The 14,792-nt window shown below is 62.4% G+C and carries 17 protein-coding genes; 13 read left to right on the top strand and 4 right to left on the bottom strand.

Annotated elements, in window-relative coordinates; genetic code table 11:
- Positions 1 to 16: 16 nt before the first annotated feature.
- The 4 genes from F6X61_RS15225 to flgA all read right to left on the bottom strand — a co-directional run bounded on the left by F6X61_RS15225 (position 17) and on the right by flgA (position 2,593).
- Positions 17 to 760 carry a flagellar brake protein gene (locus F6X61_RS15225; RefSeq protein WP_153787311.1) on the bottom strand — a complete coding sequence of 248 codons (744 nt, stop codon included), beginning with the start codon at positions 758 to 760 and terminating at the stop codon, positions 17 to 19.
- An 81-nt stretch (positions 761 to 841) separates the two neighbouring features.
- Complete coding sequence (locus tag F6X61_RS15220; protein ID WP_153787310.1) at positions 842 to 1,309, bottom strand: flagella synthesis protein FlgN; 468 nt, start codon at positions 1,307 to 1,309, stop codon at positions 842 to 844.
- A 47-nt stretch (positions 1,310 to 1,356) separates the two neighbouring features.
- Positions 1,357 to 1,668, bottom strand: a complete 312-nt coding sequence (gene flgM / locus F6X61_RS15215) for a flagellar biosynthesis anti-sigma factor FlgM (protein WP_153787309.1) — start codon at positions 1,666 to 1,668, stop codon at positions 1,357 to 1,359.
- A 175-nt stretch (positions 1,669 to 1,843) separates the two neighbouring features.
- The gene (gene flgA / locus F6X61_RS15210; protein ID WP_153787308.1) at positions 1,844 to 2,593 is read right to left on the bottom strand and encodes a flagellar basal body P-ring formation chaperone FlgA; all 750 of its coding nucleotides are present in this window, start codon (positions 2,591 to 2,593) and stop codon (positions 1,844 to 1,846) included.
- Positions 2,594 to 2,656: 63 nt separating this feature from the next.
- Between flgA and F6X61_RS15205 the strand changes: the two genes are divergently transcribed.
- The 13 genes from F6X61_RS15205 (at position 2,657) to flgK (ending at position 14,785) form a co-directional block, all read left to right on the top strand.
- Positions 2,657 to 3,586 carry a chemotaxis protein CheV gene (locus F6X61_RS15205; RefSeq protein WP_153787307.1) on the top strand — a complete coding sequence of 310 codons (930 nt, stop codon included), beginning with the start codon at positions 2,657 to 2,659 and terminating at the stop codon, positions 3,584 to 3,586.
- Between the two features lie 51 nt (positions 3,587 to 3,637).
- Positions 3,638 to 4,465, top strand: coding sequence for a protein-glutamate O-methyltransferase CheR (gene cheR / locus F6X61_RS15200; protein ID WP_153787306.1), 828 nt, complete (start codon positions 3,638 to 3,640; stop codon positions 4,463 to 4,465).
- Between the two features lie 271 nt (positions 4,466 to 4,736).
- Positions 4,737 to 5,144, top strand: a complete 408-nt coding sequence (flgB, locus tag F6X61_RS15195; RefSeq protein ID WP_125464992.1) for a flagellar basal body rod protein FlgB — start codon at positions 4,737 to 4,739, stop codon at positions 5,142 to 5,144.
- 2 nt (positions 5,145 to 5,146) lie between these two features.
- Positions 5,147 to 5,590: a flagellar basal body rod protein FlgC gene (gene flgC, locus F6X61_RS15190; protein WP_110991889.1), complete on the top strand. Its 444-nt coding sequence runs from the start codon at positions 5,147 to 5,149 to the stop codon at positions 5,588 to 5,590.
- A 13-nt stretch (positions 5,591 to 5,603) separates the two neighbouring features.
- A complete protein-coding gene (flgD, locus tag F6X61_RS15185; RefSeq protein ID WP_153787305.1) occupies positions 5,604 to 6,302 on the top strand; it encodes a flagellar hook assembly protein FlgD in 699 nt (232 codons plus the stop codon).
- 30 nt (positions 6,303 to 6,332) lie between these two features.
- Entirely contained in the window at positions 6,333 to 7,655 is a 1,323-nt protein-coding gene (gene flgE / locus F6X61_RS15180) for a flagellar hook protein FlgE (protein ID WP_153787304.1), read from the top strand.
- Between the two features lie 64 nt (positions 7,656 to 7,719).
- Positions 7,720 to 7,914 carry a hypothetical protein gene (locus F6X61_RS15175; RefSeq protein ID WP_153787303.1) on the top strand — a complete coding sequence of 65 codons (195 nt, stop codon included), beginning with the start codon at positions 7,720 to 7,722 and terminating at the stop codon, positions 7,912 to 7,914.
- 162 nt (positions 7,915 to 8,076) lie between these two features.
- Entirely contained in the window at positions 8,077 to 8,817 is a 741-nt protein-coding gene (flgF, locus tag F6X61_RS15170; RefSeq protein ID WP_153787302.1) for a flagellar basal-body rod protein FlgF, read from the top strand.
- Between the two features lie 48 nt (positions 8,818 to 8,865).
- Positions 8,866 to 9,651: a flagellar basal-body rod protein FlgG gene (gene flgG, locus F6X61_RS15165; protein ID WP_153787301.1), complete on the top strand. Its 786-nt coding sequence runs from the start codon at positions 8,866 to 8,868 to the stop codon at positions 9,649 to 9,651.
- Between the two features lie 79 nt (positions 9,652 to 9,730).
- Positions 9,731 to 10,426 (top strand): flagellar basal body L-ring protein FlgH, encoded by a 696-nt coding sequence (flgH, locus tag F6X61_RS15160; protein ID WP_125464986.1) that lies wholly within the window; start codon positions 9,731 to 9,733, stop codon positions 10,424 to 10,426.
- A 12-nt stretch (positions 10,427 to 10,438) separates the two neighbouring features.
- Positions 10,439 to 11,548 (top strand): flagellar basal body P-ring protein FlgI, encoded by a 1,110-nt coding sequence (locus tag F6X61_RS15155; protein WP_153787300.1) that lies wholly within the window; start codon positions 10,439 to 10,441, stop codon positions 11,546 to 11,548.
- A gap of 11 nt (positions 11,549 to 11,559) precedes the next feature.
- Positions 11,560 to 12,735, top strand: coding sequence for a flagellar assembly peptidoglycan hydrolase FlgJ (gene flgJ / locus F6X61_RS15150; RefSeq protein WP_153787299.1), 1,176 nt, complete (start codon positions 11,560 to 11,562; stop codon positions 12,733 to 12,735).
- Positions 12,736 to 12,745: 10 nt separating this feature from the next.
- The gene (gene flgK / locus F6X61_RS15145) at positions 12,746 to 14,785 is read left to right on the top strand and encodes a flagellar hook-associated protein FlgK (protein ID WP_153787298.1); all 2,040 of its coding nucleotides are present in this window, start codon (positions 12,746 to 12,748) and stop codon (positions 14,783 to 14,785) included.
- The last annotated feature ends 7 nt before the right edge of the window (positions 14,786 to 14,792 follow it).

Raw genomic sequence — 14,792 nt, 5'->3', positions numbered from 1 at the left:
TTTGTTTGGCTGTGAATCAGTAGTCGTCTTTGTCGAAGCGTCGTGCTTCGCGCTGCAACTGATAAACGAAGCTCTCGATCTTGCGCTGCGCCTGGCCGTTGAGGTTATGGAAGCGTACGCCGGCGAAGGTGGTGTTGATGCGCTCTTCGAAGTGCAGGTGGCGCAGTTCGACCATGGTGTCGGTCAGGCCCAGGGGGTTGGCGGCCTTGAAGCGTTCGTACACCTGGCCGAGTTGCAGGCGCTCCTCGACGTTGCCTTCGAAGCGCAATTTGCAGCCGGTGGCCGAGATGTCGAGCAGCTTGCCGCGCAGTGCGCCATTGCCTTTCAAGTGGGTGCCGTCGAGGACGATGTCGACCAGCTGCGACAGCTTGAGCGCAGCGCGGAAGGCGCTGCGGCGCTGATGGTAAGTGACTTCGGTGGGCAGTGGGCCACGGTAGCAGCGGTGGCCATCGATCTCGGTGATGGTCAGCGGTGTGTCGCACTCCCAGGCGATGCGTACGCCGTCATGGAAGCCTTCGACACGGAACGCTTCGCCGTTCTCGATGTATTTCTCCCCATCGCGAGGGATCATTTCGTCCAGGGCCAGAACGCCGTTGTCGCGGTCGATGTGCACCACATAGCTCTGGAACCGCTGGCTGCGCTCATGGAAGCTGATGATCAGCGGGTCGTGGCTCTCCAGCAGCTGGCGCAGGTTGGCCGCGATTTCCAAAGGGGTAGTGAGCACCTTTGGTGGCTGGGGGGCATCGGTTTCATTGAACACGGGTTCTAAATCTCCAGGCAAAAACGACACACGCAAGTTACGGCATTTTGCCAGTATGCTCCGTGCCTTGAACAGGGAAAATCACACTTGGCTGAGCGCCCGGGGCTTGGCCATCGGCGAGGTGGTGCCACGGCTGTCGTACAGCGAAGGAGAATCGCCACCCATGAGGATGCTGACCTGGTTGGCCGTGGCACGCTGCTGTATCTGGATGACCTGGCCATTGGTCTCGTTGGCCTTCTGGCAGGCGTCCATCAATGCGCTGAGCGCATCGAGCCGTTGCAGCAGGGCCTCGCCATTGGGCGACTGTGCGGCCAAGGCTTGTACGCCTGCACGATCGGTGCTCAGACCGATGTCGTGCAGCAACTGGCTGCGTCGGCGACCCTGCTGCTCGAGCAAGATGATCAACGACTGCTTGCGGGCCAGGATCTGTTCCAGCAGCGGCATGTCCCGCCCGTGCAGGGCGATCGTCTCGCTCTGGAGCAGGTCGAGCAATTCCTGCGTTGGCGCGATGTCGTTTTCGATCAGTTGCAGCAGAGTGATGTCGTGCATGGCTAACTCTTGGCGTGTTGCGTCCTTGAAGTCAGCGCGCCTGGAGGTTAGCGCTGGGCTTCGAAATCAAGCAGTTTACTGGCGACGCGGTCGGCGTCCACCTTGTAGCTGCCGTCCGCGATCGCTTGTTTCAACTCGGCCACACGGGCGCTGTTGACGATCGGCTGGTCGCGCAGACTGTCGCTGATCTTCTGCAGCTGCTGGGCTTCTGGGCTGAAGTGTACCGCTTCACCACTGGCATTGGCGCTGGGCGCTACGCTGCTGGCGTCGGCTTTGTCGACGTTGCCAGGCGCGGCATTGCCGCGAACGCCACCCGTGCTGGGCGGAGAATTATTCACACGACTGAAGTCGATGACCATGATCAAAACCTCTGGGTATTTGTACGCATACCCTGTTTTCGGCCAACCCGAAAAAAACTTTAGGCAGGAATGCAGTGCTGTCTGGCAGCACGCTTGCGCAACCCGATTCCGACACAGTTTAGGGGGAGCGGTTCCCTGCCGCCAGCCTTCTGTCGTGATCCGGCGGTGAATATTGCTACATGGCCACCTCGACCTGCCCAGGCCCTGTGACCCGCGCTTTCACCACGCGCTTGGAGTTCAGGTTGCGTACCCGGATCTGTTCCTGCAGGCCGCCTTTGCTCAGGGCTTCGCCTGGCATGCGCACGCTGAGGGTGCCGCTGCGCGCGACAATCACCACGTGATCGCCTTTGCGCACCAGCTCCGCCTGCTCCAGGTGTTGCTGGGTCAACACCTGGTCAATCACGGTGGGGCGCAGCAGCTTCATGCCCACTGCCTGGTCCATTTGCGTCAGATAGCCTGGGCCCAGCGTGCCGACATCGCGTTCGCGCAGGGCAATATCGCCTTCGCCGACCACGCTTTCGCGCTTGAGCGGCCGCGTCATCACCACCACGTCGCGCAGCAGCCGTACCTGGGCGGGCACGAAAATGGTCCACGGGGCCGTGCCATCGCAGCGCACCTTTACCGTGACTCGGCCCAGCGGGGTCGGGCTTTCCAGTGAAGCGTCAAGTTGCTGGCTGCACAGCGGCATGCGCAGGCGCGGGTCGAGCCTGTTGACCTGGATCTCGTAGCGGCCGCTGGTCTGGGTGGTCGCCAGATAATCTTCCACGGTGAACTCAAGAAACCCTTGGGTGACACCGATAAGCTGTTCAGGCAAGGTAAAAGCATCCGCCAGCGTGCGAACACCGGGTGCCATGAGGCACAGGGTGGCCAGCGAGCCGGTCAGCAGGCGCGTCAGTCGTCGGGAAAATGTCGTTTTCGTGTACATGGCGCTCAAAAAAGCAAAGCCCGTGCCGATTTGGTATTCAGGCAATCGTTGGAGGGGTCCGGCATGGCTGGAGTGATGGATTCGGTCAACCAGCGCACGCAGCTGGTGGGGCAGAATCGCCTGGAGCTGTTGTTGTTTCGCCTCAATGGCGACCAGCTCTACGGCATCAATGTATTCAAGGTCCGGGAGGTGTTGCAGTGTCCGGATCTGACGGTGCTGCCCAAGTCGCATTCGGTAGTGCGTGGGGTGGCCAACATTCGCGGGGCGACCATCCCGATCCTGGACCTGTCGATGGCGACGGGCTTGCCGGGGTTGAAGGAAGATACGCGTAACAGCTTTGTGATCATCACCGAGTACAACACCAAGACCCAGGGCTTTTTGGTGCACTCGGTCGAGCGCATCGTCAACATGAACTGGGAAGAGATCCATCCACCACCCAAGGGGACCGGGCGCGATCACTACCTGACCGCGGTCACCCGGGTCGACAATCGCATGGTCGAGATCATCGACGTGGAAAAGGTGCTGGCGGAAGTGGCTCCGTCGTCCGAGTCGGTGTCCGAGGGCGTGATCGATGCCGAGGTGCAGGACAAGGCCGTGCTGCTGCGGGTGCTGACCGTCGATGATTCGTCGGTGGCGCGCAAGCAGGTCAGCCGCTGCCTGCAGACTGTCGGTGTCGAGGTGGTTGCGCTCAACGATGGTCGTCAGGCGCTGGATTACCTGCGCAAGCTGGTCGATGAGGGCAAGCGGCCGGAGGAGGAATTCCTCATGATGATCTCGGATATCGAGATGCCGGAAATGGACGGCTACACCCTGACGGCCGAGATTCGCAGCGATCCGCGCATGCAAAAGCTGCACATCGTCCTGCATACTTCGCTGTCCGGGGTCTTCAACCAGGCCATGGTCAAGAAGGTCGGGGCCGATGATTTCCTGGCCAAGTTCAAGCCGGACGACCTTGCCCAGCGGGTAGTCGACCGGATCAAGGCGACGCATTGAAACGGCCGGGGCCAGTCCCCGGCGCTAGCGATTTAGAAAGAGGCGGCAGCATTGTCTACGGGTAATTTGGATTTCGAACAGTTCCGGGTCTTCCTGGAGAAAGCCTGTGGCATCCTGCTGGGCGAGAATAAGCAGTACCTGGTCTCCAGCCGTCTCAACAAGTTGATGGAGCAGCAGGGCATCAAGTCGTTGGGTGAGCTGGTGCAGCGCATCCAGTCGCAACCGCGGGGTGGTTTGCGCGAGCAGGTGGTCGATGCCATGACCACCAACGAAACCCTGTGGTTTCGCGATACCTACCCCTTCGAGGTGCTCAAGAACAAGGTCATCCCCGAGTTCATCAAGGGTAACCCTGGCCAGCGCCTGCGTATCTGGTCGGCGGCCTGCTCGTCGGGGCAGGAGCCGTACTCCATCTCCATGGCCATCGACGAGTTCGAGCGCGGCAACCTTGGCCAGCTGAAGATGGGCGCGCAGATCGTTGCCACTGACCTGTCCGGCTCGATGCTCACCAACTGCAAGACCGGCGAATACGACAGCCTGGCCATCGCCCGCGGCCTGTCGCAGGAGCGCCTGCAGCGTTACTTCGACCCCAAGGGGCCGGGGCGTTGGGCGGTCAAGGCGCCGATCCGCAGCCGTGTCGAGTTCCGCTCGTACAACCTGCTGGACAGCTATGCGCCCCTGGGCAAGTTCGACATCGTGTTCTGCCGTAACGTGCTGATCTACTTCTCGGCCCAGGTCAAGAAGGACATCCTGCTGCGTATCCATGGCACGCTGAAGCCTGGTGGCTATCTGTTCCTGGGTGCATCCGAGGCGCTCAACGGATTGCCGGATCACTATCAGATGGTCCAGTGCAGCCCGGGCATCATCTATCAGGCCAAGTAACGCCTGAGGCGGTAAACCAAGGCCGGTGTCGTGAGACACCGGCCTTTTTCATGGGCGCGGCAAATGACGTCAATTTTTTGGATTGCCGCTTTTGCCGGGCGGCAATTGCCGCTTGCCTGCTGCGCGGCGGAAGCGATTTGCCGCTTTTCTGGCAATGGCGGCATGCCGAAAAGCCCTGGGGCCCAGTGAATGCGGGGCTTTGCAAAGCTGGCATAGGCCTTGCTAAAGCTTAGCCAACGAAATTCTGGTCACCTATGAAGGTTTCCCTGATATGAGCATCAGCTTCGACAAGGCGCTCGGCATACACGAAAAGGCATTGGGCTTCCGCGCCCAGCGTGCCGAAGTGCTGGCCAACAACATCGCCAACGCCGATACGCCGAACTACAAGGCGCGTGACATGGACTTCTCGTCGGTGCTCGCTGCCGAGGCCGACAAGCAGCAGAAAGGGCGCATCGCCCTGGACCGCACCAACAATCGGCATATCGAGGCCGAAGGGCTGGCAATGGCCGACGACACCCTGCAGTACCGTACCCCGATGCAGCCGTCGATCGACCAGAACACCGTCGATGCCCAGATCGAACAATCGAACTACACAGAGAACGCGATCGGCTTCCAGGCCAGCTTCACGTTGCTCAACAGTAAATTCAAAGGGCTGGTATCGGCCCTGCGCGGAGAGTGACCATGTCCCTTGCCAGTGTTTTCAATATCGCCGGTAGCGGCATGAGCGCGCAGAACACGCGCCTGAACACCGTTGCCTCGAACATCGCCAACGCCGAGACCGTCTCCTCGAGCATCGACCAGACCTACCGTGCACGCCACCCGGTGTTCGCCACCACCTTCCAGAACGCCCAGGCCGGCACCAGCCAGTCGCTGTTCGAAGACCAGGGCGAGGCCGGGCAGGGCGTGCAGGTCAAGGGCATCATCGAGGACCAGAGCAACCTCGAAGCGCGCTACGAGCCGAACCATCCGGCGGCCAACAAGGACGGCTACGTCTACTACCCGAATGTGAATGTGGTCGAGGAGATGGCCGACATGATCTCCGCCAGCCGCGCGTTCCAGACCAACGCCGAGCTGATGAACACCGCCAAGAACATGATGCAGAAAGTGCTGACCCTGGGTCAGTAAGCTCGGAGCCGCCATGACCACAACCAATACCAGTAACGACGTCGGTAGTGCCTACCTGAAGTCGTTGCAGAAGACCGACAGCAAGAACAGCAGCACGACCGGTCAGGCCGGCAGTGCGCTGGGCAAGGATGCGTTCCTGCAGCTGCTGGTGACGCAGATGAAGAACCAGAACCCGCTCGATCCGCAGGAGAACGGCGAGTTCGTCGCGCAGCTGGCGCAGTTCAGCAGCCTGGAAGGTATCCAGTCGCTGAACGATTCGGTCAACGGGATCCTGACCGGCATTGGCTCGTCCCAGGCGTTGCAAGCCACCTCGCTGGTCGGCCGCTCGGTGATCGTGCAGACCGACAAGGCCGTGGTGGACACCACTTCCAGCTTCAACGGCCAGGTCGTGGTGCCGCAGAGCATCAGTGACGGCAAGGTCACCATCAAGGACAAGGACGGCAACGTCGTCAAGACCATCCAGCTGGGCTCGCAGAAGGCCGGTACCGCCGACTTCATCTGGGATGGCACCAATGAAAAGGGCGAGAAAGTCGCCCCGGGCACCTACACCTTCGCGGCCGAGACCACGGTCGAAGGCAAGGCCAAGACGCTGTCCACCTTGCTCCCGGCAAGGGTCAACAGTGTCAGCTTCCAGAACGGCAGCGAGATGATGCTCGACCTGGCCGGCATCGGCAAGATCGGCATCTCCAAAGTCACCAGCATCGGAATCTAACGCCGCAGAATCGGCACAAGGAGCGAGTCAATGTCTTTCAATATCGGCCTGAGCGGTCTCTACGCGGCGAACAAGGCTCTGAACGTTACCGGCAACAACATTGCCAACGTCGCCACCACCGGTTTCAAATCGTCGCGCGCCGAGTTCGCCGACCAGTATTCGCAGTCGATCCGCGGTACTTCCGGCGGCAAGACCCAAGTCGGCAGCGGCGTGAAAACCATGGCCGTTTCGCAGATGTTCAACCCGGGCAACATCAATGGCACCGGCCAGGCGCTGGACATGGCCATCGACGGTAACGGTTTCTTCGCCCTGAGCGACAACGGTTCGCGCATCTATACCCGTGCCGGCGCCTTCTACAGCGACAAGGACGGCTACGTCGTCAACTCCAGTGGTGCCAACCTGCAGGGCTATGCGGTGGACGGCAATGGCAAGGTCGTCAAGGGCGTGCTGACCGATCTGAAGATCGATACCTCGAACCTGTCGCCCAACCCGACCGGTCGTGTGTCCGAGACCGTCAACCTGAACTCCAGCGCGATCCAGCCGAGCGTGGCGCCGTTCGATCCGGCCAACGTCAACAGCTACAACTACACCTTCAATACCGACGTTTACGACAGCCAGGGTAATGCGCACCAGCTCAACCAGTACTTCGTCAAGGATGCAGGTACCAACTCCTGGACCATGTACACCACCATCGACGGTCGCAACCCGGCTGACCCGACCTTGACCACGCCGCTGATCAACAAGCTGCCGTTCAAGACCGACGGCACCCTGAATACCGCCGGCATGACCGCAGGTGCGGTGCCGGGTGGCTTGACCATCGGTGCCGACAAAACCTTCCAGCTCACCGGCTGGGTGCCGGCCGAGAAGAACGCGGCGGGCGCCTGGGTTGCCAACGGCGCCACCGCACGCACGGGTGGCGTCACCCTCGATATGCTGGCTACCACCCAGTACAACGCGGCGTCGGCCACCACTGCCAAGAGCCAGGATGGCTATGCCACCGGTGAGCTCGCCGGCCTGACCGTCGACCAGAGCGGCAACCTGTTCGCCAACTTCACCAACGGCCAGGACAAGGTCATCGGCCAGGTGGCGATCGCCAACTTCGCCAACCTGCAAGGCCTGACCCCGGTGGGCGGCACGGCCTGGAAAGAGTCCTACGCTTCGGGCGTGCCGATCATCGGCGAGCCGGATACCGGTACCCTGGGCCGTATTGCCGGCAGCTCCCTGGAAGACTCCAACGTCGACCTGACCGGCGAGCTGGTCAACCTGATCAAGGCGCAGAGCAACTACCAGGCCAACGCCAAGACCATTTCCACTGAAAGCACCATCATGCAGACCATCATCCAGATGACCTGATGATCGTGGTTGGGCAAAGCCCCTGCTTGCAGGGGCTTTTTCACATCTGGCGGAGGGTGATGCCATGAGGAGAGTGTCGAGGATTGCAGGGTTGCTGCTGGCGCTGCTGGTTGCGTGCTCGCTGCAGGCCGCGCCAGCGCCCTGGTACCAGTGGCAAAGCCTGGCTACCGGGCGCTACCTGTGTTCGGCAACCAATCCGGGTGACGGCTGGAAGCTGCACTCGGGGCCTTACACCAATGGGGCATGCCGCAATGACTGATTCGGCGCTTGCCGCCAGCGGCAAAGATTCGCCGACAAACTGACGCTCAGCAGGCCTGCGCGGCCTTGAAAGCCCCGTATTGAAAGGCTTTGCCAGTGTGGTTCGATAATTGCTTAAGCCTTGCCAACGACAGCGCGGCAAGGTTCGCGCAGAGGAGATGCTGTGGACAAGATGCTTTATGTGGCCATGACCGGTGCCAGCCAGAACGCGCTGGCGCAGAAGGCGCATGCCAACAACCTGGCGAACGTTTCCACCAATGGTTTCCGGCGTGATCTGGAGCAGGCGCGTTCCATGCCGGTATTCGGTGACAGCTTTCCGGCGCGTGCCTTCGCCATGAGCGAGCGGCCGGCCACCGACTTCACCGGCGGTGCCCTGGTGGAGACCGGGCGTGACCTGGATGTGGCGGTCAGTGGCCAGGGTTTCATTGCCGTGCAGGCACCCGATGGCAGCGAGGCCTATGTGCGTACCGGCAGCCTGAACATTGACGCCCTCGGTATTCTGCGTGCCGGCAACGGCATGCCGGTGATCGGCAACGGCGGCCCGATTGCTGTCCCGCCTGAGCAGAAAGTCGAGGTCGGCGAGGATGGCACCATCAGCATCCGCGCCATGGGTGAAGACCCGCGGGCGCTGGCGCAGGTCGACCGGATCAAACTGGTCAATCCGGACATCAAGGGCCTGACCAAGGGGCTCGACGGCATGATCCACACCAGCAATGGCCAGCCCGCCAATGCCGACGTCAATGTTCGCGTGGTTTCCGGGTTCCTTGAGTCGAGCAACGTCAATGCGGTCGAGGAAATGACCTCGGTGCTGGCGCTGTCGCGGCAGTTCGAACTGCACGTCAAGATGATGAACGCAGCCAAGGAAGGCGACGAAGCCATGGCTCGGGTTTTGCAAATCGGCTAATCACATTTGAACGGGTGCCGTAAAACAGGCGCACGAGGAGAACACTAGATGCTTCCGGCTCTTTGGGTCGCTAAAACCGGCCTGTCCGCCCAGGACACCAACCTCACGGTCATTTCCAACAACCTGGCCAACGTCTCGACCACGGGCTTCAAGCGCGACCGCGCCGAGTTCCAGGACCTGCTGTACCAGATCAAGCGCCAGCCTGGCGCGCAGTCCACTCAGGACAGCGAGCTGCCTTCGGGCCTGCAGGTCGGTACCGGTGTGCGCATCGTCGGCACCCAGAAGAGCTTCACCGCCGGCAGCCTGCAAACCACCGAGAACCCGCTGGACATGGCGGTCGATGGCCGCGGCTTCTTCCAGATCCTGCAGCCCGATGGCACGGTGTCGTATACCCGTGACGGCACCTTCCACCTGAATTCCGACGGCCAGATCGTCACTGCCAACGGTTTCGCCCTGGAGCCGGCCATCGTCGTGCCGCCGGACGCCCAGACCTTCACCGTCGGCCGCGACGGCACCGTGTCGATCACCACGGCCGGCAACCCGGCAGCGCAGATCATCGGCAACATCCAGACCGCCGACTTCATCAACCCGGCCGGCCTGCAGGCGATCGGCGGCAACCTGTTCCTCGAGACCGCCGCCAGCGGCGCGCCGCAGGTCGGCACCCCAGGCCTGAACGGTTTCGGCACCACCCAGCAACAGACCCTGGAAAACTCCAACGTCAGCACCGTCGAAGAGCTGGTGAACATGATCACCACCCAGCGGGCCTACGAGATGAACTCCAAGGTCATCTCCACTGCCGACCAGATGCTGTCGTTCGTCACCCAGCAGCTGTAAGCCATGACGGCCCGCCAGTGCGGGCCGTTTGAACATCCGTTGGCTGTTGCCGCGGCCGTTACACCACGAGGTAAGCGTCATGAATCGTCTGTTGTCCGTTTTCGCCCTGGGGGGGGCGGTGTTGCTGGCCGGTTGCGTCGCGCCGACGCCCAAGCCAAACGACCCGTACTATGCGCCGGTGTTGCCGCGCACCCCGTTGCCGGCAGCGGCCAACAACGGCTCGATCTACCAGGCCGGTTTCGAGCAGGGCCTGTATACCGATCGCAAGGCGTTCCGGGTCGGTGACATCATCACCATCACCCTCAACGAACGCACCTCGGCGAGCAAGAACGCCGGCTCGCAGATCCAGAAGAACAGCAAGGCCGATATCGGCCTGACCTCGTTGTTCGGCACCATCCCCAACACCAACAACCCGCTGGGCAGCGGCGACCTCACCCTCGAGGCCGGTTACAGCGGTGACCGCACCACCAAGGGCGACAGCAAGGCGACCCAGGGCAACACCCTGACCGGTTCGATCACTGTCACCGTCGCAGAAGTGCTGCCCAACGGGATCATCGCCGTACGTGGCGAAAAGTGGATGACGCTGAACACCGGCGAAGAGCTGGTGCGCATCGCAGGCCTGGTGCGTGCCGATGACATCGCCACCGACAACACCGTGCCGTCCACTCGCGTGGCCGACGCGCGCATCACCTATTCGGGCACCGGCTCGTTCGCCGATGCCAGCCAGCCCGGTTGGCTGGACCGTTTCTTCATCAGCCCGCTCTGGCCCTTCTGAGTACGGATGACCATGTTCAACGCTAGGCGGTTGATTGCCGCGACACTTCTTCTGTCCTGTGCGTTCGGCGCCCACGCCGAGCGCTTGAAGGACATCGCCAGTATTTCCGGCGTGCGTGCCAACCAGCTGATCGGTTACGGCCTGGTGGTGGGGCTCAACGGTACGGGCGACCAGACCACCCAGACCCCGTTCACCCTGCAGACTTTCAACAACATGTTGTCGCAGTTCGGTATCAAGGTGCCGGCGGGCTCGGGCAACGTGCAGTTGAAGAACGTTGCCGCAGTGTCGGTACATGCCGACCTGCCGGCCTTCGCCAAGCCCGGCCAGGTGGTCGACATCACCGTGTCGTCGATCGGTAACTCCAAGAGCCTGCGCGGCGGCAGCTTGTTGATGACCCCGCTCAAGGGTATCGACGGCAACGTCTATGCCATCGCCCAGGGCAACCTGGTGGTCGGCGGTTTCGACGCCGAAGGCCGGGATGGCTCGAAGATCACCGTCAACGTCCCGTCGGCTGGCCGGATTCCGGGCGGCGCGAGCGTCGAGCGTGCAGTGCCGAGCGGTTTCAACCAGGGCAACAGCCTTACGCTGAACCTCAATCGGCCAGACTTCACCACGGCCAAGCGCATCGTCGACAAGGTCAACGAACTGCTCGGCCCAGGGGTGGCCCAGGCCCTGGATGGTGGCTCGGTGCGGGTGACCGCGCCGATGGACCCGAGCCAGCGTGTCGACTACCTGTCGATCCTGGAAAACCTCGAGATCGACCCAGGCCAGGCTGTGGCCAAGGTCATCATCAACTCGCGTACCGGCACCATCGTGATTGGCCAGAACGTCAAGGTGTCGCCGGCGGCGGTTACCCACGGCAGTCTGACCGTGACCATCACCGAAGACCCGATCGTCAGCCAGCCGGGGCCGTTCTCCAATGGCGAGACGGCGGTCGTGCCGCGTTCGCGGGTCAATGCCCAGCAGGAAGCCAAGCCGATGTTCAAGTTCGGCCCGGGTACCACCCTGGATGAAATTGTCCGTGCGGTGAACCAGGTCGGCGCAGCGCCAAGCGACCTGATGGCCATCCTTGAAGCCCTGAAGCAGGCCGGCGCGTTGCAGGCCGACCTGATCGTGATCTGAGGACGCCTGGGATGAATCCGAAAAGCCTGGTTTCCGGCCACGTCGACAGCGGCGCTTACACCGACCTCAATCGCTTGAGTTCACTCAAGCACGGCGATCGCGACAGCGAGGCCAACATTCGCAAGGTGGCCCAGGAATTCGAGTCGCTGTTCATCAGCGAGATGCTCAAGGCTTCGCGCAAGGCCAGCGATGTGCTGGCCGACGAAGAAAACCCGATGAACAGCAATACCACCAAGCAGTACCGTGACATGTACGACCAGCAGTTGGCCGTGAGCATGTCCCGCGAAGGGGGCGGCATCGGCCTGCAGGATGTGCTGGTGCGCCAGCTGAGCAAGCGCACGGCCAGCACGGTCAATAACAGCCCGTTCCCGCGTAGCGATGGGCCGGCCCCGGTGTTGTGGGGTGGCCGGGCGGCTGAGTCTGCGCGGGTCGAACAGCCCGCTGCCGGGCGTAACGATGTGGCGGCTCTCAATTCGCGGCGCCTGGCCTTGCCAGGCAAGCTCACCGACCGTCTGCTGGCCGGTATCGTGCCTTCCTCTGCCACCGGCGATGCGGCCCAGCATGCGCCGTCGCTGGCCGGCGTCGCCCGCGGCGACTGGCAGCCGGCGCGGACCTATGCCGCGCCCGCCGAGGGCATGCGTATCGTCGGGCGTGCGGTGGCCCAGCCGCCGCTGGCGCCCAACAAGGCCTTCGGCAACAGCGATGCCTTCGTCAGCACCATGCTGCCGATGGCCGAGCAGGCGGCCAAACGCATTGGCATCGATCCACGTTACCTGGTGGCCCAGGCGGCGCTGGAAACCGGTTGGGGCAAGTCGGTCATGCGCAACCCTGACGGCAGCAGCAGCCACAACCTGTTCGGCATCAAGGCCACCGGCAATTGGCAGGGTGGAGAGGCGCGGGCGATCACCAGCGAGTTCCGTGGCGGTCAGTTCGTCAAGGAGACCGCGGCATTCCGCTCGTACGACTCGTACCAGGACAGCTTCCACGACCTGGTCAGCCTGTTGCAGAACAACAGTCGCTATAAAGATGCGGTCGGTGCAGCCGATAACCCAGAACAGTTTGCAAGAGAGCTGCAGAAGGCCGGTTACGCAACCGACCCGGACTATGCCCGCAAGATCATCAGCATCGCCCGGCAACTGCAGCCCACCCAGCAATACGCCATGGCAGGCACTAACTCGAATCTATAAGGATTGAACCATGTCTCTGATCTCAATCGGGCTGTCCGGCCTGAGTGCCAGCCAGGCGGCGCTGTCGGTCACCAGTAACAACATCGCCAACGCTGCGACCTCCGGCTACTCGCGCCAGCAGACCGTCCAGGTCTCGGGCCCTTCGCACAACATCGGCTCGGGTTTCATCGGTACCGGTACCCAGCTGGCGGATGTGCGCCGTGTCTACAACGCCTACCTGGACAACCAGCTGCGTACCGCGACCTCGCTGAGCACCGATGCGGCCACCTACCTTGATCAGATCGGCAGTGTCGACAAACTGCTGGGCGACAGCAGCACCGGTATCAGCTCGGTGCTGACCGCATTCTTCTCGGCCTTGCAGACCGCGGCGGCCAAGCCCGGCGACGTGGCGTCCCGCCAGTTGCTGCTGACCCAGGCGCAAACCCTGAGCAACCGTTTCAATTCCATCTCCAGCGAGTTGAACAAACAGAACGAAAGCATCAACAGCCAGCTCGATACCCTTGCCGGCCAGGTCAACAAGCTCACCTCGAACATTGCCGACCTGAACAAGCAGATCACCCAGCTGTCGGCGTCCGGCGCCACGCCGAACACCCTGCTGGATGCGCGCAGCGAAGCGGTGCGACAGCTCAACGAGCTGGTGGGTGTCACCGTGCAGGAGCGTGACGGCAACTACGACGTGTACCTGGGTACCGGCCAGTCGCTGGTCACCGGCAACCGGGCCAACACCCTGACCGCCGGGCCGAGCACCGCCGACAAGAGCCAGTACAGCCTGCAGGTCAACTACCCGACCTTCTCGTCGGATGTCACCTCGGTCATCACCGGCGGGCAGATCGGCGGCCTGTTGCGCTATCGCCAGGACGTGCTCAACCCGTCGATGAATGAACTGGGGCGTGTGGCCCTGGTGGTGACCGACAGCATCAACAGCCAGCTGGGGCAGGGCCTGGACGCCAATGGCCAGTTCGGCAGCGCACTGTTCTCCAGCATCAACAGTGCCGCGGCGATCAGCCAGCGCAGCCTGGGGGCCACCGGCAACAGCGCCGGTTCCGGCAACCTGGACGTGACCATTGCCAACAGCAGCCTGCTGAGCACCCATGACTACCAGGTCACCTTCACCAGTGGCACCCAGTACAGCGTGCGTCGCTCCGACGGCACCGACATGGGCAGCTTCGACCTGAGCACCACGCCACCGCCGGTCATCGACGGCTTCACCCTGAAGCTCAACGGTGGCGGCCTGGCGGCTGGCGACAGCTTCAAGGTGATCCCCACCCGCGCGGCGGCGGGCTCGATCAGCACAACCCTCACCGATGCCAACAAGCTGGCGTTCGCCGGGCCGATCAATGCCACCATCGGCAGCGGCAACGACGGGACCGGCACCATCAGCCAACCGAATCTGGGGGCCAAGCTGGATATCTACGGCGGTGCCGACACCGCGTTGATCCAGGATTCGATCAAGCACTCGATGCCGGTACGCATGGTGTTCAGTGCGGCCAGCGGCGGCACCCAGGGCTACACCCTGTTCGATGCCAAGGGCAACAGCATCGGTACCGGCACCATCGTGCCGGGCCAGGAGAACAAGCTGACCATCAACGTACCGATGGTCGATGCTGCCGGGGCGCCCATTCTCGATGGCAGCGGCAACCCGCGCTCGTTCAGCCTGGAGACCTCGGTCGGCGGCAGCCCGGCGGAGGATGACTCGTTCAGCATGGGCTTCAACGTCAACGGCAAGTCCGACAACCGCAATGCCCAATCGCTGCTCGACCTGCAGACCAAGGCTACGGTCGGTGTCGATTCCGGTGGCGGCAGCAGCTTCACCTCGGCCTATGCCTCGATGGTGGAGCGGGTCGGTGCCAAGGCCAACCAGGCAGAGATCGATACCACGGCAACCAAGGCCGTGTACGACTCGGCCAAGGAAGCCCGCAACGGGGTTTCCGGTGTCAACCTGGACGATGAGGCGGCCAGCCTGATCAAGTTCCAGCACTACTACACCGCATCTTCACAGATCATCAAGGCGGCGCAGGAAACCTTCGCCACCCTGATCAACGCATTGTAAGGAGTAG

It is taken from the genome of Pseudomonas sp. EMN2 (assembly GCF_009650555.1).
Taxonomy (GTDB): domain Bacteria; phylum Pseudomonadota; class Gammaproteobacteria; order Pseudomonadales; family Pseudomonadaceae; genus Aquipseudomonas; species Aquipseudomonas sichuanensis.
This window is presented reverse-complemented; position numbering and strand designations above follow the sequence as displayed.

Coding starts and splice junctions, on each gene's coding strand:
- F6X61_RS15220 (WP_153787310.1), bottom strand. CDS start 1,309: ATGCACGACATCACTCTGCTGCAACTGATCGAAAACGACATCGCGCCA.
- flgM (WP_153787309.1), bottom strand. CDS start 1,668: ATGGTCATCGACTTCAGTCGTGTGAATAATTCTCCGCCCAGCACGGGT.
- flgA (WP_153787308.1), bottom strand. CDS start 2,593: ATGTACACGAAAACGACATTTTCCCGACGACTGACGCGCCTGCTGACC.
- F6X61_RS15205 (WP_153787307.1), top strand. CDS start 2,657: ATGGCTGGAGTGATGGATTCGGTCAACCAGCGCACGCAGCTGGTGGGG.
- flgB (WP_125464992.1), top strand. CDS start 4,737: ATGAGCATCAGCTTCGACAAGGCGCTCGGCATACACGAAAAGGCATTG.
- flgC (WP_110991889.1), top strand. CDS start 5,147: ATGTCCCTTGCCAGTGTTTTCAATATCGCCGGTAGCGGCATGAGCGCG.
- flgD (WP_153787305.1), top strand. CDS start 5,604: ATGACCACAACCAATACCAGTAACGACGTCGGTAGTGCCTACCTGAAG.
- flgE (WP_153787304.1), top strand. CDS start 6,333: ATGTCTTTCAATATCGGCCTGAGCGGTCTCTACGCGGCGAACAAGGCT.
- F6X61_RS15175 (WP_153787303.1), top strand. CDS start 7,720: ATGAGGAGAGTGTCGAGGATTGCAGGGTTGCTGCTGGCGCTGCTGGTT.
- flgG (WP_153787301.1), top strand. CDS start 8,866: ATGCTTCCGGCTCTTTGGGTCGCTAAAACCGGCCTGTCCGCCCAGGAC.
- flgH (WP_125464986.1), top strand. CDS start 9,731: ATGAATCGTCTGTTGTCCGTTTTCGCCCTGGGGGGGGCGGTGTTGCTG.
- F6X61_RS15155 (WP_153787300.1), top strand. CDS start 10,439: ATGTTCAACGCTAGGCGGTTGATTGCCGCGACACTTCTTCTGTCCTGT.
- flgJ (WP_153787299.1), top strand. CDS start 11,560: ATGAATCCGAAAAGCCTGGTTTCCGGCCACGTCGACAGCGGCGCTTAC.
- flgK (WP_153787298.1), top strand. CDS start 12,746: ATGTCTCTGATCTCAATCGGGCTGTCCGGCCTGAGTGCCAGCCAGGCG.